The 17598-nt window shown below is 69.6% G+C and carries 18 protein-coding genes and 1 pseudogene; 2 read left to right on the top strand and 17 right to left on the bottom strand.

The window, feature by feature from the left end; all coding sequences use genetic code 11:
• Nucleotides 1-25 precede the first annotated feature (25 nt).
• The 17 genes from AC3A6J_RS12010 to AC3A6J_RS12090 form a co-directional block, all read right to left on the bottom strand.
• The gene (locus tag AC3A6J_RS12010; RefSeq protein WP_487860167.1) at nt 26-1135 is read right to left on the bottom strand and encodes an extracellular catalytic domain type 1 short-chain-length polyhydroxyalkanoate depolymerase; all 1110 of its coding nucleotides are present in this window, start codon (nt 1133-1135) and stop codon (nt 26-28) included.
• A gap of 32 nt (nt 1136-1167) precedes the next feature.
• Complete coding sequence (locus AC3A6J_RS12015) at nt 1168-1593, bottom strand: CopG family transcriptional regulator (protein ID WP_487860168.1); 426 nt, start codon at nt 1591-1593, stop codon at nt 1168-1170.
• Between the two features lie 62 nt (nt 1594-1655).
• Nucleotides 1656-1910 carry a DUF1488 family protein gene (locus AC3A6J_RS12020; protein ID WP_487860169.1) on the bottom strand — a complete coding sequence of 85 codons (255 nt, stop codon included), beginning with the start codon at nt 1908-1910 and terminating at the stop codon, nt 1656-1658.
• A gap of 360 nt (nt 1911-2270) precedes the next feature.
• A complete protein-coding gene (locus tag AC3A6J_RS12025; RefSeq protein ID WP_487860170.1) occupies nt 2271-3005 on the bottom strand; it encodes a TraX family protein in 735 nt (244 codons plus the stop codon).
• The gene (locus tag AC3A6J_RS12030) at nt 2998-4077 is read right to left on the bottom strand and encodes an LPD7 domain-containing protein (protein WP_487860171.1); all 1080 of its coding nucleotides are present in this window, start codon (nt 4075-4077) and stop codon (nt 2998-3000) included. The genes AC3A6J_RS12025 and AC3A6J_RS12030 overlap by 8 nt, the downstream gene beginning before the upstream one ends.
• 19 nt (nt 4078-4096) lie before the next feature.
• A complete protein-coding gene (locus AC3A6J_RS12035; protein ID WP_487860172.1) occupies nt 4097-5986 on the bottom strand; it encodes a type IV secretory system conjugative DNA transfer family protein in 1890 nt (629 codons plus the stop codon).
• On the bottom strand, nt 5955-6992 hold the full coding sequence (virB11, locus tag AC3A6J_RS12040; RefSeq protein WP_487860173.1) for a P-type DNA transfer ATPase VirB11: 1038 nt from the start codon (nt 6990-6992) through the stop codon (nt 5955-5957). The genes AC3A6J_RS12035 and virB11 overlap by 32 nt, the downstream gene beginning before the upstream one ends.
• 1 nt (nt 6993) lies before the next feature.
• Nucleotides 6994-8304: a type IV secretion system protein VirB10 gene (gene virB10 / locus AC3A6J_RS12045; protein WP_487860174.1), complete on the bottom strand. Its 1311-nt coding sequence runs from the start codon at nt 8302-8304 to the stop codon at nt 6994-6996.
• On the bottom strand, nt 8301-9137 hold the full coding sequence (locus tag AC3A6J_RS12050; RefSeq protein WP_487860175.1) for a TrbG/VirB9 family P-type conjugative transfer protein: 837 nt from the start codon (nt 9135-9137) through the stop codon (nt 8301-8303). The genes virB10 and AC3A6J_RS12050 overlap by 4 nt, the downstream gene beginning before the upstream one ends.
• Nucleotides 9134-9856, bottom strand: coding sequence for a VirB8 family type IV secretion system protein (locus AC3A6J_RS12055; RefSeq protein ID WP_487860176.1), 723 nt, complete (start codon nt 9854-9856; stop codon nt 9134-9136). Before AC3A6J_RS12055 ends, AC3A6J_RS12050 begins: the two co-directional genes overlap by 4 nt.
• A 142-nt stretch (nt 9857-9998) precedes the next feature.
• The gene (locus tag AC3A6J_RS12060) at nt 9999-11054 is read right to left on the bottom strand and encodes a TrbL/VirB6 family protein (protein WP_487860177.1); all 1056 of its coding nucleotides are present in this window, start codon (nt 11052-11054) and stop codon (nt 9999-10001) included.
• A gap of 10 nt (nt 11055-11064) precedes the next feature.
• Nucleotides 11065-11307, bottom strand: a complete 243-nt coding sequence (locus AC3A6J_RS12065; protein ID WP_487860178.1) for a hypothetical protein — start codon at nt 11305-11307, stop codon at nt 11065-11067.
• Between the two features lie 16 nt (nt 11308-11323).
• Nucleotides 11324-12058 (bottom strand): TrbJ/VirB5 family protein, encoded by a 735-nt coding sequence (locus AC3A6J_RS12070; protein ID WP_487860179.1) that lies wholly within the window; start codon nt 12056-12058, stop codon nt 11324-11326.
• The gene (locus AC3A6J_RS12075; protein ID WP_487860180.1) at nt 12043-14562 is read right to left on the bottom strand and encodes a VirB4 family type IV secretion/conjugal transfer ATPase; all 2520 of its coding nucleotides are present in this window, start codon (nt 14560-14562) and stop codon (nt 12043-12045) included. Before AC3A6J_RS12075 ends, AC3A6J_RS12070 begins: the two co-directional genes overlap by 16 nt.
• Nucleotides 14563-14576: 14 nt before the next feature.
• Nucleotides 14577-14942 (bottom strand): VirB3 family type IV secretion system protein, encoded by a 366-nt coding sequence (locus tag AC3A6J_RS12080; protein WP_487860181.1) that lies wholly within the window; start codon nt 14940-14942, stop codon nt 14577-14579.
• A gap of 16 nt (nt 14943-14958) precedes the next feature.
• Nucleotides 14959-15429: a TrbC/VirB2 family protein gene (locus tag AC3A6J_RS12085; protein ID WP_487860182.1), complete on the bottom strand. Its 471-nt coding sequence runs from the start codon at nt 15427-15429 to the stop codon at nt 14959-14961.
• Between the two features lie 6 nt (nt 15430-15435).
• Nucleotides 15436-15786, bottom strand: a complete 351-nt coding sequence (locus AC3A6J_RS12090) for a hypothetical protein (RefSeq protein ID WP_487860183.1) — start codon at nt 15784-15786, stop codon at nt 15436-15438.
• 401 nt (nt 15787-16187) lie between these two features.
• Here AC3A6J_RS12090 and AC3A6J_RS12095 point away from each other — a divergent pair, with 401 nt between their 5' ends.
• Both AC3A6J_RS12095 and AC3A6J_RS12100 read left to right on the top strand, forming a co-directional pair.
• Nucleotides 16188-16997, top strand: a complete 810-nt coding sequence (locus AC3A6J_RS12095; RefSeq protein ID WP_487860184.1) for a ParA family protein — start codon at nt 16188-16190, stop codon at nt 16995-16997.
• Nucleotides 16998-17089: 92 nt separating this feature from the next.
• A pseudogene (locus AC3A6J_RS12100) lies at nt 17090-17566 on the top strand (ParB/RepB/Spo0J family partition protein); the annotation flags it as partial.
• Between the last annotated feature and the right edge of the window lie 32 nt (nt 17567-17598).

The following is a 17598-nucleotide window of genomic DNA, read 5'->3' on the forward strand; positions in this document are numbered from 1 at the left end:
GATACGGCGGGCGCGCCTGCCGGCATCAGTGGCCGGAGGTACCGCCCAACCGGTGCGCGAGGAAGAATCGCAGCATCTCGCGGCTCGCGTCCACGCCATCGGGCTGTGTGTAGCTACCGCCGGCGTTTCCGCCGGACCACGCATGCCCTGCCGCATGAAGGCGCCAGTGCTCGGCCTCGCCGTGCGTCTGCGAGGCCGCATACAGCGTGCGCGTGAAGCGCCGGCCCGCATCGGAGCGGCCTTCGCTCACCGCACCCGGCAGTGCGCCATCGACGATCGCCATGCCGTTGCGCGCATGCACGGTCGTGTCGGCATCGCCATGAAAGACGATGGTCGGCGGCCTGGCGCTCGCAGCGGTGTCGCGCTCTGCCCCGGCAGGGCCGGATCGCATGGCGGAAAGGGCGCTCATCACGTCGTTCGCCGCGCCGCGCGGCAGCCCCGAATGCACGCCGACCGCGGCATAGACCTCGGGGTAGCACTGGCCGAGGATGTCCGCCATGGCGCCGCCGGCGGAGAGTCCGGCCACGTAGATCCGCGTGCGGTCTGCCTGTTCTTCGCTGGCGATCCGTTCGGTCAACGCCGCGAGCAGCGCGGGCTCGCCGCGTCCACGCTGCTGGTGCGGCGTCTTGAACCAGTTCCAGCATTTCTGGCCATGCGCGCGCTGCGTCTGCTCGGGGTAGAGCACGATCGCGCCGCATTCGCGCGCGTGCTCGTTCATGCGCGTGCCCGCCGCGAAATCGTCGGCGTCCTGCGTGCAGCCGTGCAGCATCACCACCAGCGGCTGCGGTGAGGGCGCGTCGCCCGGTGCGCGCGCCGGCACGAAGAGCCGGTAGCCGATTGCACGGCCCGCATGCGTGAAGCTGCCGCGGGTCCAGCGCTCGGCGCTGGCAGCCTGCGCGGGCTCTGCGGGATTGGCTTGCGCCTGCGGGCGCACCGCGCGCTCGGGCAAAAGCTCGCGCGCCTCCACGTCAATGACGACATCGGCATCGCTTCGCGGCGCCGGCGTGGCGGCGGACGACGGCGGTTCGGCCTCGCCGCGCAGCGCGCGCTGGATCGCGGCGGTGGCTTCCACGAGCCGGCCGCCGCGCGTGAGGTGGACGGCGCTGCGCATCAGGCCGGTGAGATGTGGATTCATTGGAAAGTGTTTGGTCAGTTTGCCGTGCGTCGCTATCGGATGCGGCCCGCGAGTGCGGCCTTGACGGCCGGCGACGCGTGGAGGGCACCGAGCACGGTGAGGGAATCGATGGTGGCGGCCGCGAGTTCGGGGCTCACGTCGGGCGCGATCACGGCCAGCCCGAGCACCCGAATCTGCAGCGTCTCGCCGGCGGCGCGCACCGCCTCCAGGTCGGCGGCCGAAAAGCTCTGCAGCCCAAGCACCAGCGTCTTGCGGGAGACCGCTTGGCGCAACGCATCGGCGTGCGACGCCAGGTGCGTGCGGATGGCCGTACGGATGAAATCGGTGCGGTTCGAGTAGAAGCCCTCGGCCACCAGCAGGTCGATGTGGCCCAGGTCGACGAAGCCGAGATTGATGGTGATCTTCTCGGATTCCGGCGCTTTGGCGGGGGCAGGCAAGGGGGAACGAATCGCGGGCATGGCGCATTGTACCATCCAAGTGGATGGTAAGTGGATGGTAATCCGCTGCGCCGGGGCGCCCGCTAGCCCGGAGCGCGCAGGTCGTATTCGCGCAAGAGCACGGGTTCGAGGGAGCCGTTGCCGAGCCGGTGCCGCACGGCCGCGTGGATTTGCTCGATGTGCTGGCCGAAGGTGGTGAGCGGGTCTGCGTCCTCGGCCGTGCGAAAGACGTGGCGGAGGATGTTGCTGCCGATGCTGGCGCCCACCGGTTGGCCCGCCACGTTCACCGAGAAGCGGACCGCGCCCGAGGCGTGATGGAAGAAGGGCGCGTCGGACATCGGTTCAGCGGCCACGAGGAGCACCGGGCGCAAGGCCCAGCGGCGGAAGGAAGGCGGGGTGGTTCATGAGGGGTCTCGCAGAGGTAGAGGGTGGAAAAACCGGACCCGGCCTCGACGGCCGTCGCGTGATGGTGCCCGCTTGTCCCTTCGAGGGGTTTTCACCTGCGATCGTCGGCAGCCCTCCGTCCGCGAGCGGGCGCCAGCCAGAACGGCAGGGCCGGGAGCACCCGATGTGCGGAGGCCGGTCTCCGCAGAGTAGATCACGGAACACCAAAGCAAGTTGGCACGGCGCCGGTTCTCCTGGTGCGAGCCCTGTCCACGGCGGCGCACGTCGGTACGCAGCCCGGCGGGACTGCCGCTTCAGAACGCATGCTGGAGCGCCCGCAGCAGCACCAGATGAACGGGGTAGAAGATGTAGAAAAACCAGCGGCACCGCGCGACCGGCACCTCGATCCTTGCTGCTCCCCAGAGCAAGGGGAGCGCCGCGAGCGCGGCCAGGTTCCGGTTCACGACCCAGAGCGCGCACAGCGCGAGCGCCCAGAGCGCGAGGCGCGCGGCCGTCGGCCGGCGGCAGTAGCCCCAGGCGCCGAGGCAGGCGAGCACACCGAACCACCAGAACTCCACCAGCGGGCCTGCCACGGCGAAGGCGAGCACCGCGAGCGCGTACCGACGCCGCTCGAGCAGCCAGACGATCGCCACCGAGAGCAGGAGCATCCACAGCACGTTCAGTGGCCACCAACCCGCCAGCGCCGCATGCGCTGGGGTGGCCAGCAAGGCGAAGGCGAGCAGCCGGACCATGGCCCGCCGGTGCACGCCGGCGGCGAGCGCGTCGGGCCGCGCAAGGTGGTGCATGAGGACGAAGCCGAACACCGGCATCGCAAGGCGCCCGAGGTCGAAGAGGACCGCGCAGACGCCATCGAACAGGAACCGGTTGGCGTGATCGAGCACCATCAGGCCCGCGGCGAGCCACTTCAACGCCTCGAGGCTGCCGTCGGCTATTCCCGGCCGACCGGCTGGCGCGCAGGTGGTCGACGAGGTTGCTTCCGCCGCCGCGGCGCCGTGCCGCGGCTGCCGCGCGCCGCGACCTTCAGGCACGCGCGGGGGCCTCATCGCGCACAGGGGGTTCGACGCGCGCGCGGCCATGCGCGCGCGCGTCGGGCATGCGAATGCGATCCCCGCGTGCGATCGCATGCGCGAGTCCCGCGCGGATCGCTTCCACGATCCGCACCTGGTCCTCCTCGCGCGGCGTGAGCGCGCGGGCGAACTGCGCTGCGAGCCGCAGTCCTGCGAATGCCACGGCCAATTCGGGGTCCGTCTCGAGTGCGGCACCGGCGGGCATCTGCACGCCTCGCACGATCTCGGCCTTGTGCCGCAGCGCCTCGACATACCGCGGCTTCTCCACCGTCCAGACGGTGCGCGAAGCCCGCAGCCGCTGCTCGCCCACGCGCTCGCCCGCCTCGTTGCGCTTCGCCATGCGCAGCCTCACGGGCTGCGCGCCGCGCCTCCAGACCGCCACCTCGTCGCCGACCTGCACGCCGGAGCGCGACTCGGCGATCGCGCGCTCGAGGTCTGCGCCCCAGACGGTCCGCTCCCCGGCTTGCGTCCGGATTCGGGCGTAGTACGACACGCCTTGTGCAGGATCGAAGCGGTATGGCGCTGCGGCATGGGCCAGCAGCACCCCGGCGACCGGCGAGCGCAGGCCGTCGCGAACCATCCCCCGAGACGCCGCACCGGCCGGCGGCCACTGCGCTGGGGACGGCGAAACGTCGGCGGGACCGCGCGCGAGCGCGCGCCCGACCTCCTCGCGGTCCTGCGCGTCGGGTTCGTGGCCGCGAACGTCGAGCCCTTGCAACGTCGCTTCTCGCCAGAGCTGCCGGCGGAACGCGGGTGCGCCCGTCACCTGCAGCGCCTGCCAGCCGCGCGCCTGGACGATCGCGACGATGCCGTGCAGGACCTCGAGGTCGTGCGACAGCACCCGCAGCCGCGTGCCCGCGTCCACGAAGGCCAGCGTGCGGTCGGGACAGAAATACCGGTCGCCCACGCGCAGGAAGCGCCTTGCCACCGCATCGGGCACGAGGCGGTTTGCCGCGCGCTGCGGATGCGGCGGCACCTCGCGCACGGCATCGCCGTCGGCACCGGGATTTAGCTCGTCGTTTGCAGGGCACATGGTCGTCTCCGAAGTGGACTCAATCCAGCATCCGCGACAGGAAATGGGCCGCCGCCGCCTGGATCTCGGCGTCGCTCATCGGGCTGCGCGGGATTTCCACGTCCCCGAAATCGAGTGAGAAGGCGTCCAGACCGGGCGCATCGGCGCGGGGCTCGAGTGCGACGCCCGATGTATCGCCTGCCCCGGGCGGCGGCGCAGGCGCGGGGCAGGACGCCGCGGCCGAGCGTTGGCTGTGGGGTCGCCCGATCTCGAGCGGGGGCACCTGCGGCGGCGCGCGCTCGCGTCGCGCGAAGTGCCGGTCGCGAAAGTAGTAGATCCGTTGCGCGAGCACCGGTCGCAGCCCCTCGTGCAACAGGATCATGCGCTCGGCACCGAGCGCCTTGACTTCCTGCGCGAGCAGCAGCCGCCGCGGCTGCTCGCTGATGCTCACGGTCGGCGGCCGGCCCGCGCCGCCCCACAGCGGCCGGCTGATGCTCTTTTGCCGCACGGTGTAGGTGCCGAGCTCGCGCGAGACGGCTTCCGCGTCCTCGAACTCCTTCGGCGGAAACACGATGCGCGCAGCGAGCATCTTGCGGATCGACTTGGCGCCCTCGACGCCGTATTTCTCGATCAGCTGCGAGTTCGACTGCACGATGATCACCGTGCGCACGTTGTAGCCCGGCAGGAACGCGGTCGACTCCGCGATCACCGGGATCCGTCCGAGTGCGGGGAACTCGTCGAGCATCAGCAGCAGCTGGTGGCGAAGCGCCGGGTTCTGCTCGGGCAGCTCGCGCGTCTGCAGTCCGATCGCCTGCTGGAAGAAGAGGTTCAGCAGCGGCTGCAGCCGCGCGATGTTGTCGGGATTGATCTGCACGTAGATCGAGATCGGGCGCTTGCGCAGCGCGCGCAGGTCGAAGTCGTTGGCCGACGTCGCCGCGTCGATCATCGGGTTGAGCCAGAGGTCGAGCCGGCTCGTGAACGTCTTGCGGATGCTCGAGGCGGTCGTGGGCGCCAGGTCGATCACGTCGTAGAGGCTGCGCACCGTCTCCTGCGACAGCGGATACCCCGCGCGTTCGCAGGCATCGATCACGCGCTTCCAGTGCTTCTGGAAGCCTTCGTCGTCGCTCGCCATGCCCTGGCGCAGCACCTCGCCGAGCGTGCGCGTCGCCCCTGGTGTCTCGAACAGGTAGAGCGCGATGCCGAGGAAGAGCGATCGCGCCGACGAGGTCCAGAACGGATCGCCCGCCGCGGGGTCCGGGAACAGCATGCTGCCGATGCGCTGCAGGTCGTCGATGCAGCGGTAGGGCACGTCCGACACATAGCCGAGCGGATTCCAGCGCGCAGAGCATTCGCGTTCGGACAGCGGGTCGAACAGATGGACCTCCTGGCCATGCGCCTGGCGGTAGCCCGCCGTGCGCAGGAAGTTCTCGCCCTTGATGTCGCTGACGATCGTCGAGCCGGGCCAGTTCAGCAGGTTCGGGATCACCAGGCCGACGCCCTTGCCGCTGCGCGGCGGCGCCTCGAGCGCCACGCCTTGCTGCCCTGGCAGCACGAGGTAGCGCCCGCCCAGGCGGCCGAGGATGATGCCCTGCTCGCCAAGCAGCCCCGCGCGCTCGATCTCGCGCCGCCGGGCGAACCGGGCCTCTCCATGCAGCGCACGCGGCCTCGGCAGCATCGCGAAGCCCGCGAGTCCAAGGACCAGCCCCTCGCTGCCGACGAACGCCATCACCAGCGCGCGGCGGACCTCTGCGCGCTCTCCGTATGCCTGCCAGTACCGGTAGAGCGTCAGCGGTGTCGCGTCGCGCGGCGGCAGCTGCATCGCGAGCAGGAAGAAGTAGCCCGCGAGATGCAGGCCGAGCACCGCCGCGACCAGCAGCGCCGCGAGCACCTTCGCAGCGCTAGCCGAGCCTGTGCCTGGCGCCTGGATCATGCCAGATCTCCCGGACCACGCGGCGCTGCCGCTCGCGTGCGCACTGCACCACCACGTCGACGCTGAGCTGCGCCAGCTCCACACCCTCGCGCGTCGACATGCCCTGGCCCGCCTGGCTGCGCCGCATCAACTGCGCGAGCGCGACGAAGGCCATCGCCGCGCTGTCGGCATGCACGCTCGTGATCGAGCCCGGATGGCCCGTGTTGACCGAGACGAGATAGTCGTAGACCTCTTCTCCGGTACGCAGCTCGGACACGAAGATGCGGTCCGGCCGCTGGCGCTTGGCGCTCGCGAGCAGCTGGCCCGGTGTGACCGCGGCCTGCCCCTGCGCACCCTGAGAGTAGAAGAGCCGAACATGGTTGGGCTGGTTGCGCAGCGACAGCTCCATGACGTCCTCGATCGTCACGAGCCGGTCGTCACCCGGCACCTCGAGGATCAGCGCCTTGCTGACCGTCGTCTTGCCCGAGCCCGTGGCGCCCGACAGCAGGATGTTGCGCCGCAACTGCACGGCGCGCCGCAGGAAGCTCACGAAATCGCGCGCGTCGAGCAGGCCCGCGAGTTCGCGGTCGGCCGCCGACAAGTCCCCCGCCGCCCCGGCAGCACGCGCCGGCAGTGCGCAACGGGTCGCTTCGAACACGCCGAGCGTCTCGAGCTGCTCGAGCGTCCAGAGCACGTTCGACGGCCGGCGGATCGTGATCGAGACCGTGCGCGGCTCGGTCGCCGGGGGCAGCACGATCTGGATGCGCTCGCCGCCGGGCAGCGTGGCCGACAGCAGCGGTTCGTGCGCCGAGATGCGCTGGCGCGTGTGGTTCGCAACGAGCTTCGCGACCGAGACGCACCAGTCGAAGGTGGCGAACGGCAGGTCCTCGCGGCTCCACCCCGAGGCACGCTCGACGAACGCGCAACCGGGCTGGTTGATGCAGATCTCGGTCGTTTCCGGATCGTCCAGCCATGGCGCGAGCGGCCCGAGGAAGAGCGCGAGCGAGGAGGGCTCTTCCGGCTGCATCTCAGCGCCCCGCCCCATCGGTTCGGAGTGCATAGACGCTGCGGAAGTCCACGTCGCGCGCCACGAGGATCTGGATGCGCTCGCCATGGTTCTTGATCACCGTCGGCGGTATCGACGCGGTGTTTCGCAGCACCTCGGCCATCACGTCGCGGCCGCTTTGCGGGTTCAGCACCACGCCGCCGCCGACCTGAGGGCCGCTGCGCTGGCGGGCCGCGGCTGCCTGCATCGCGCCGTCGATCACCGACACCAGGATGGCGGCGCCGAAGCGCTGCCAGAAGTGCGTGTCGACGAAGCCGGGCAGGCCGCTGCGGCCGAGCTCGTCGGTGCCGGGCGATGCGAGCTGAACCACCACGCCCGCAGGCGTGCGGGCCTCGTTCCACAGCACGAAGACCCGCCCTTGTCCCTGGCGGGGCTCGCCGCGCTGTTCCCCCACGTACTTGGTGCCGCGCTCGAGCAGCACGATCTGCCCGTCCGCGCCGTAGACGTCGCTCGCCCCGACGCAGGTGGTCATGCCGGCGTAGCTCGAGTCGATCGCAGTCTCGAGCGTGCAGTCGATGAAGGCGCCCTTGGGCAGCAGCAAGCGGCGCGTCGGCAGCATTCGGGCGGCCACTGCGGGTGTGCGCGTCGGCGCGAGCCGATCCGCGAGCGCGCCGGCGCCATCGACATCGACCGCGGCTCCCGCCCCTTGCGGCGCACCGGCCGGCGGTGACATGCCGGCCATCGACAGCGGCTGGAACGCGGCGGGAGCGCCGGCAGCGCCAGCGACCGTTGGCAGCGCGGTGGGCGCACGGCGCAGCACGGGCGCCCCGAGCCGGCGCTCGAGCGCCAGCTGCTCGGGGCTCTTGGACACGGGCCCGCTGGTCGCGGGGTTTGCAGCCGGCGCCGCCGGTGCGGCGGACGCGGGCGCAGCCGCAGGCATCGCGGGCGTGGCTGGCGCCGGCGGGTCGATGCGCCCGAGCGGCGGCAGCTTCATCTCGCCTGCGGCGCGCGCCGCCGCCGCCTTCCTGGCAGATTCCTCGGCATCGCGCGTGCGCGCGAACTGCGTGTTGTAGTACCAGAACAGGAAGCTCGCGCCGAGCAGCACCACGGTGCCGAGTGCGAGTGCCGTGCTGATGCGTGACTGGATCGACCTCTCGCGGTTGACCGAGGCAATCGTCCGCTCGCCCTCCACACCGCGGGCGTGCGCGTCGGCCGCCGCGCGTGCGTCACCATCGGGCGCGCTGCCGGACGCACCCAGGATCTCGCCGGTCTCCTGGTCCACGGCACCGACGGCTGCCGCGTCGGGGCTGCCTCTGCGACGCCTCCAGGTCACGGTCCGTCTCCTTCGGCCGCGGCCGTTGCACGTTCCAGGCCTGGCACATGGGTCTTCGACCGCGACTGCGCACCGCCCGCTGCGAAAGACCGGTTGACGACGCAGCCGACGAGTGCACCGCGGCGCAGCACGATGCGGCGCGCGACGCGATGGACCACCACCTCGTCGTCCTCGACATGGAAGTTCAGCAGCGACTCGCTGCCGTCGTCGTTGCGCACGAAAAGCGCCGGCATCTCCGATTGCCGCGGGAAACGAAGCCGCGTCTGCACGCCATCGTCGAAGGCCCCCGCCGGCCGCAGAGCCTCGCTGCCGCAGAACCAGTAGTCGGTGTTGCGCCGCCGGGCGCCCGCCGCCAGCCGGAGCCGCTCCTCGACCTCCTCGCGCTCCCGCGCCACGGCCGCAGCGCGTGCCTCGTCCTCCGGGTAGCTGAAGCGTATCGAATACACCATGCGCCTGGCCGCCGTGCCCGTCGGCGCACGGGCCGACACCACATAGTCGAAGTGGTACGCACGGCGATTGGTCAGCACCGTCAGGTTGGTCGATGCGCGCGCCTCCTTGGGCTTGATGAAGAAGTGGTTGCGCTCCGCACCTACGTCGAACGCGCCGTTGTCGCCCGAGCCCAGATTGACGAACTCCTCGCCCTCGGCCCACTGCAGATGAATCTGGTAGCCGACGTACCCGTGCAAAGCCACGACGTCGCGGGGGTCGTAGGCGACCACCCGCACGCGCGGGTCGATCGCACCGGGCGGGGGCACGGTGGCGCCGTGCGCGCCTTCATGCCCAGGCACTGCGAGCAGGGCGCCCGCGACGAGCGCTGCGGCCGCCCTCTTCATCGCACGTCCGCCTTCGCAGAGTGCGACGGGCCGGCCGCGACCTCGGATTCGCGGCGGTACTCGAGGACCCGGAAGCCGAGCGGGTTGAGCGAACGGATCTTGTCGTCCTTGGAAGGCGCGCCGTAGGCGAACTCGATCGTCGAGACCCAGTGGCTCACCTGTTCCTCCCCGGTGCCGCCGGCGCGCGTGTAGCGGCTGAAGCGAACCTGGGCGAGCCGGTCCTTGCCGCTGCCGAACCGGAGGAAGCTCACCGAGCGCACCTGCACCCGCACCGTCGTCCCGTCCCTGAACAGATTCAGCGGGGACTGCGGATTGCTCGCGTTCCAGAGCGCCGACCACTCCTGATTGAGGCGCGGCGAGTTTTCGGCCGCGATCAGTTCGTAGTCCGCCTCGGCCGTGCCGTAGAAGTACCGCTCGCGCGAGATCACGTAGGTCGACAGCAGGTTGCGCGTGACCACCTCCTCAATGTCGGTGGTGCCCTCGTAAGTCGGCACCACGTCCACGATGCCGCTGCTGCTGTCGACCCTGATCACGACCGGGACGGGCTGCTTCAGCGGCGTAAGCCCGGCGACCGCCGCCACGGACAGCGCAGCGACCACACAGGCAGCGCCTGCCACGGTCCATGCGAGCCGCGAGGCGCGCATTGCCTGTCGTGCACGGTCCGCCTCCCAGCTTCGTGCCTCGAACAGGTACCGCTCAAGGCCCGGATCGCGGTCCATGGTCCGCCTCCGTCGCGCCCGCAGGCGCGTTGATGGGAGTCAGGGCACCCTCGCAGTCGGGCGGCAGCGGTGGGCGCGTGCCACAGCCCAGCAGCAGACCGAGGAACAGCAGCGCGGCAAGTTGCTTCACGGATGACCTCCATCAGCGCGTCGAACCGGCGCGCGTCATCACCTGCGAACGCGGCACGACCGCGTCGCCGCGACGCAGACCGGCAACCCGCTGCCAGCTGCCGGCCACGCCAGCGCCCACGCGGCGACCGGCGAGCCGCCGCAGTGAGTCCCACCGTCCGCCGGGCTGCCCCTGCATGCCGTCGAGCAGCCCGCGGCCGAACTCATGCGCGGACCGTCTTGTTGTGCCCATCCCCCATCGGATCGCACCGCTCACGACGCCATAGGTGCTGAGCCCGACGCCGCTCGCCAGCCCCGCCGCGATCGGCATGACCTGCCGCATGACGAGGAAGACCAGGGCCGCGGTCATGCACACGCGCGTGCTTTCCGCGATGGTGATGCCGCTGCCGGCCGCCGAGGCGGCTGCGGCGTACGCCTTGAGGACGGAAAGCAGCAGCGCCGCCGTGAACAGTGTCAGGACGCCGACCAGGGCATAGTTCGCGAGCTGCGCCACCCAGGACTCGAAGAAGCGCTTGGTTGCGTCGAAGAACAGCATCGCGATGAAGAGCGGCCCGAGCGCGAGCAGCACTGCAAGCGCGACCTTGGCCAACGCGAGCATGAAGGCCGTGACCACCACGGCCAGTCCGACGAGCAGGTAGATAAGGAAGCCCGCGATGTAGTACGCGAAGTTGCCATCGAGGATGCTGCCCTTGTTGAGCAGATGCTGCGCCGCCATGCTGCCATCCATCCATACCTGGTCCACGAGGCTGACCACGCTCGGCGCCCCGATCACCGCGGCGGCGAGCTGGTCGGGGGCGGTGTAGAACGTGTTCGTGATCACGTCGTTGTAGGCCCAGAGCCGGAGGCCGACCCCGAGAACGAGGGCGATCAGCAGGATCCGCCGAACGCCTTCCCAGACCGGCTCCTGGATGCGTCCGGTCAGGCTCAGGAAGCCCCAGATCATGACGTGGACCGTGGCAAGGGTGACCGCGGCGGGCTCGAGCGCGGCGGCCACGCGCGCGGTGTTGGTACCGATGTAGTCCGCGACCTGCGCATTGAGCCAGGCGAAGAACTGCGCAAAGAATCCCATGGCCGCTCCGCTACTTCGCGCCGCCGAGCGGAAGCGGCACAGGCTTCAGATCTCGAATGTCGCCAATCCCTTCCAATCGCCGACGTGTCAGTTCATCGGCGCGCTCGTCGGAGGTTGGCACCGCGACCGAAGAGGCTGGCGCGCATGCACTCGGATCCACCCCGGATCGGTGCTGCAGCGCGACGTAGGCCGCGCCAGTGCCCGCAACGGCAGCAACCACGCCGAGCAGGATCCATGGAGTCTTCGGCATCATCTGCGCCCTCCCGGTTTCAATAGTGGACGACCGGAAGCGTCTTCACCGAGCCGATATCAGCGGCCGCGCGCTCCCGCAGCCGTTGGCGGCGCATGGCCTCCTCGGACCGCGCCATCTGGTAGAGGCTCTGCAGCTTCGTCTGCTCGTTCGTGAGCATGGCCTGCTCGGACTGGATGCGGGCCTGGAGGTCCGCAATGGCCTTGGGGTCTTGGGCACTGCCGATATGCCGGATCAGCAGCTGGAGTGCGGCGAACCGCTCACTGGTGTTCTGGTACGCGGCACGGGTCATCCCGCCGAACATCGCGGATGCCTGGCGTCCCTGTTCCACGACCTGGCGCATCTCGGGACTCAGCGCCTGCATCTGAGGGTCCGACAGGATGCTGTTGGCCTTCATGATTGCTTGCACCTGGTCGGCGATCCCCGCGTAGCTCCCCGGGGTGCCGCCGAGCGTGTTCATCAGCTCGCCGTGGCTTGCCGGCAGGTAGTTGCGCGCCGACGCCGGTGTCGCCAGCAGCTGCTCCATGCCGCGGCCACCGGTCATCGCCTGGTAGGTCTGGGTCAGTTGGTCCTTCGACTGCTGCAGCTGCTCGTACTGCTTCTGCATGCCCGAGAGTTGCTGCTGCCAGGCCATGAGCTGTTGTGCGAGGCTCGCCACCGCGGCGAAGTCGATCACGGGCATGCCGGCGCGCGCGTGCAGCGGTGAGAGCGCCGCCGCGGCGGCGAGCGAGAGAGCGATCAGGGGTTTGCGCATGGTGGATCTCCTTTGAACGAAAAGAAGGTGGCAGATGCGGGGCTGGCCACTGCGGCGCGGAAGTGCGGCAGCCATTGCTCGGGACGGGGACCGTGCCGGTCGATGAGCTCGCGCATGAGCCGCACGTTCGCCGTCCGCCCCGAGATCACATGCAGAAGGTCGTCGAAGCCGTGCAGGTCGAGCTGCGCCACGACGCTGGCGTGGCCCTGCTTGATGAGGAACTGCCGGGAACCCGGCTCGAGCTCTTCCTTGAGAAGTGCGAACTCCCGCTCCGTGAGGTTGAAGCCCTCGGTGTATTCGCGGTGGTCCGCCTCGGGGTTCGGAAAAAGGATTTTCGTCGGTGTCTGCTCGACGATCGCGCGCGCGATGCCGGAGTCGAGCACATGGCTCGTGCTCTGGGTGAACGTGACGATGTTGGCGTTCTTCTTGCGCCAGGTCTCGAGCCCGTTCTTCGCGAAGTGTGCGAACGCCGGGTCCGCGAGCAGCTTCGCGAACTCGTCCATCCAGCACACGAGGGGCCGCCCGTCGACCATGCGATCGACAAGGTGGAACAGGTACATCGTGAGCGGCGCGCGCGCCACGTCGTTGTCGAGGAAGTCGGTCACATCGAACCCCACGAGCGAATGGCGCCCGAGCAGCGGCGCGACCTCGTCGCGCGCGTTGTCGAACACCCACGCGTACTCGCCTGCCTCCGCAGCACACCATTTCCGAAGCCGCGCGTGCACTCCCTCGGAGTCCGTCACGTCAAGGAACGAGACCAACCGCGACAGCCGGCGGAACCGGGCTTCCAGGCCGAGCGTGCCGCGCAGCGCCTGGTCGAGGTCGTCCTCCTGCCGAGCGTTGAGCACCTCCTTCGGCGAGCGCAGCACGAGCCGCCGCAGCCACTGCCGCATGAACTCGACGTTGTCTGCGACCGCAGCGTCGAGCTGCAGCGGGTTGCAGCCGGTCGGCACCCCGTTCTTGAGCGGCAGGTACTGACCGCCGAGCGCCCGCACGAGGATGTGCAGGCCCTCGTCCTTGTCGAAGACGACCTGCGTCGCATCGAAGCGGTTGTGGATCGCCACCATGCAGAAGCCGAGCAGCGTCGTCTTGCCGGTACCGACGGGGCCCACCCCCGTGACATGTCCGACGTCGCGCCGGCTGCCGCCATCGGCGCGCCGGGGGTCGCTCGCATGGAGCGAGAAGTAGTACGGGGAGCCGGCGCGCGTGACGAGCATCGCGAGCGCCTCGCCCCAGTAGTTGCCGACTGCACGGCCCGTCGGAAAATTGTGGAACGGCGACATCGCCGCGAAGTTGCGGCTCGTGACCGGCGCCTTGCGTGTGCGGTACGCGAAGTTGCCGGGAAGCTGCGCCCAGAACGCAGCCTCGAGCGCGAGGTCCTCGCGCGCCACCACCATGCCGGTGTCGCCGAGCAGATAGCGTGCACGCGCGACATGGTCGTTGAGCTGCTTCAGCCGCGCACGGCCCTGCGCGTCGCCGACCCCGTCGTCGCTATCGGCGAGGACCTGCAGCGTGAGATGGTGGTCCCCGACGACGAAGCGGTTGCTCATCAGGTCGTCGAGCGCATCCTTGAGCTCGTCGGCCTGCGACACCGCCATGTCGCCGGCGGCAGCCATGCGGTTGAACTGGCGCCCCACCATGTCGGTGGCGGTGGCCTTGCCGAGGAAGGTGAAGCTCTGGGTCAGCACGAAAGCGAACGGGGCGGTGAGCAGCGCGGCGAACATGCCCGGCGCGGTCGGGGTCGGATATTCCTTGATCCCGAGGAAGGCGCCCACCCGGGTCTGCGTGCCGGTGCGGTACTCCATCGCCTCGTTGCCGAAGAAGGGGCGGCTCGTCGCGAGAACCTCGTCGAGCGGTGCGCGCGGCAACGGCATGCGCTGCCACTCGCCGTTGATGAGCAGGCCGTGGAACTCGAGCAGCGATGAATAGCGCGTGTGGCGCTCGGGCCGGAAGTAGACGCCAAGCGGTTCCGGATCGTAGCGCTCGAGCGCGGCCAGCAGCTCCTGGCGCTTCTTCGTGCATTCCTCGAGCGAGTCCTCGAGTTCGGCGCGCTCCGCGTCGGGATCGGCCTTCTTGAGGAACCGCAGGGCCGCATGTCCGATCCGCGTGGGCTGGGGACGGAATACGAGCGAGAGGTACAGCTCGTTGACCATCAGGCGCTCGCCGGCGATCTTGCGGCGGTAGCGTTGCTCCACCTCGGCGGCAAAGCCCGGGAGTGTTCGCCCGTGCGGATATCCCGTCTCGCGCCGGCGGATCACGTGCGTCCAGAGCGCCAGGTTCGGCGAGGCGATGTTGCGCCAGAGGATGTTGAGGCGCTCGTGCCAGCCGTTGAGATCTTCGTCGTCGGCGCTTTCGAAGCTCGCGCCACCCAGGCGCAGGGTCTGTACATAGTCGCCCGCGCGCGTCTTCGCCACATGCGTGTCGAGGTGGGCGAGCAGAGGGATCATGGACGCAGCGCTTGCTTCGCGGCGGAGCAGGCGTTGGTTCCTCAGCAGCGCAGGCATGGCGCGCGCTCCTGCTAGATCCGGACGCCATCCGGCGGACGACGCCGGCGGCCCCGTGCGTCGGGCAGGTCGAGCACCAGCGGGCTGTAGGAGCTGGCCCGCCAATGGCGCAGGTTGCCCGCAAGCCATGCCGGGCAGCGGGTCCGCCCCCAGAGCTGCAGCAGGTCGAAGAAGCGGGGTTCGTGCAGGCACAGCAGATAGAGCAGCCCATGCAGCGGCAGAAAGGCCAGCAGCCATGCCAGGTTCTTGGTCACGATGAACGACTCGGCGGTGACCACCACATTGAACATCATGGCCGAGTACGTGACGCCCCAAACCATCGAGGGCCGCGTCATTCCGACGAAGAGCGTGTCCGCGACAAGACCCTGGTTGCGGTCCATGGCTGCCTCGCCTGGGTTAGACGCCGAACATGCCGCGGATCCACGAGACGATCTGGGGTCCGCCGAAGACGAGGACGGTGCCGATCACGACGCCGACCATCCACCACCAACTGATCCGGCCGAACCAGGCCATCACGCCCGCGACCATGACCGCGACGGCGGCGAGTGGCGTGAGTATCGCGACGAGCTGTGTCTGTGTTGCGGCGGCCCCGGTGGCGAACGGGCTGCCCGCAAGTGCAAGACACGGTGCGAGCAGCGTGAAGACCAAGCACCTGCGCAGGATCCGCCGCCATGGACGCTCTCTGCCGACCGGACGGACGACCTCAACTGTGCTGCGCAACGAACGACCGTTGCGAGAAGGCTGTTCGAGCCGCACCCGTTGCGAGCGCACGGCCGCCGCGAGGCGGGCACCGTAGGGCGCAGGACGCCGCCGGCGCGCAGGGAATGGGATGGCAGCGCAGGTGTGGGAGCGGGTCAAGGCAGGCATTCGGAACTACTCCTTGCTTTCATCGGAAACCAGCGACGCAGCGGCACCTCCACGCCGGGGGCGGCCGTACACATCCCACCACGCCGGCCGCGGGGATCCGGCCGCCGCGCGCCCGCGCGCTGCCGTGTCCTTCGAGGTGCGCGGCGAGCGCTCAGTGGCCGCGGCGATCTCGCGCTCGAGCGCGTCGATGTCGCGCATGGCGCGCAAGCGCTGCACTTGGGCCTCCTGTGCGCCCGCCGCATCCCCTGCCGAGAGACGTTCGGCCTCGCGCTGCGCGAGCTGCGCCGCGAGCGCTTCGGTACGAGCGAGCTCATGGCGCAGGATGCGAACCCGCTCGTCGTCACGCGATGTCTGCATGGACGCGTCCACCACGGCAGTCGCCCCGGGCCGTGCGGGCACGATGAAAAGGGCGAGGCCCAGGCAGGCTGCCAGTGGCAGCCACCCCAGGGATTTCGCTGGCCTGGCGGTGCAGTGCAGCTCCCGAGCTTGCATGGCGAATGCTCCATTCAGTGCGGTGCAGCGCCACGGGGAGCCATGGGCACTGCGAACGAACAATCTGAACGAAGACACGACGCGCGCCGGCCAGGAGCGACGATCCGCGCCGCCCTGGAGTCCGCAAGCATGTCTTCGATGCTTGGATGGGCGGCATGGTAGGACCGCGGGCCTGGGGTGCCACTATCAAAGTTGAGAGTGGCTCGTTCGCGTGCTATCGGCTACATCACCGGAGGAAATCTTCACCGATCGAACGGAGGTCATGGATGGGCGTGATCGTCTTCAGCAACCAGAAGGGTGGGGTCGGCAAGTCGACCCTGAGCGTGCTCTACGCGCACTGGCTGGCCGAACGGCAGGCCATGCGGGTGTGCTTGATCGACCTCGACACCCAGTGCAACAGCTCGAAGTCGCTCGGACGGTTCGCGAGCGGCGTGGAGGCCCGCGCGCTGTTTTCACCCGAGCCCCTCGCCTGGTCGAGGCCGGAAGGTTCTGGCATCACGCTGCTCGGCGGCAGCAAGGCGCTCGCGGACATCGAGCTGTCCGAGCCCGAAGGGGTCATCCCCGCCTTCTGCGGGCACGTCGCCGTGCTTGACCATGTGTTCGATTGGGTAGTGATCGATACGCCGCCCGCGCTGGGCCTGCGCATGAGCGCTGCGCTCATTGCGGCCGACAGCGTGCTGTGTCCGATCGAGCTCGAGGAGTACAGCATCGACGGCGTCACCGACATGCTCAAGACCGTCTTCGGCGTGCAGCGGCGCTACAACCCGCGGCTGCGGCTTGCAGGCATCGTGGCCAACCGCTTCAATCCGCACTCCGTGCGCCAGAAGGCGGCGCTGCAGGAACTCGTATCGAACTACACCGAGTTCGTGCTGCCGGCGAAGATCTCTACGCGCTCGGCCATTCCTGAAGCTCTCGCCGAGGGCGTTCCGGTGTGGAAGCTCGCGAAGAGCTCGGCGCGGGAATCCGGCGCCGAGCTGCTCACGGTATTCGACTTGCTCTGGCAGCGCATCGCAAGCCCGTGCGCGACGGAGCCCGACACGCGGGCGCACGCACACGGGGATGGAGGTGTGCCGTGAGTACGGCGGGCGGACTGGATTTGAGCATGCTCGCGCAGTTCAAGGCCGGCGATCTCCTCGCCGAGGCGGTGCCGGCGCACGCAGGCGCGCCGATGCAGGTTGCCCTGTCGCTGATCGATTTCGATCCGGCACAGCCGCGGCGCACGGTGGACACGCAGACGCTCGCCGAGCTTGCGGAATCGATCCGCACGCACGGCGTGCTGGAGCCGGTGTCGCTGCGTCATACGCAGGGCGCGACGGGGCGGTACGTCGTCAACCGCGGCGAGCGGCGCGTGCGCGCCGCGCTCAGCGCGGGTCTGACGTCCATCCCCGCGTTCCTCGACGCACGCATCGATCCATACGCCCAGGCCGCAGAGAACCTGCACCGCGAGAACATGTCGCCCTTCGACCTCGCGCGCTTCATCGCCGAGCGTGAGCGCGAGGGGCACACGCGCGCGGAGATCGCGCGCAGGCTGAACAAGCCGCGGTCCTTCATTTCCGAGGCGGCGGCGCTGATCGGGGCGCCTGCGGAGGTGCGCTCGGCCTTCGATTCAGGCCGCCTCGGGACCGATTTGCGCGTGATCTACCAGCTCTCCCTGGTAGCAAGGACCGACCCGGAGAA

The organism is Variovorax sp. Soil_C_39, from assembly GCF_057656815.1.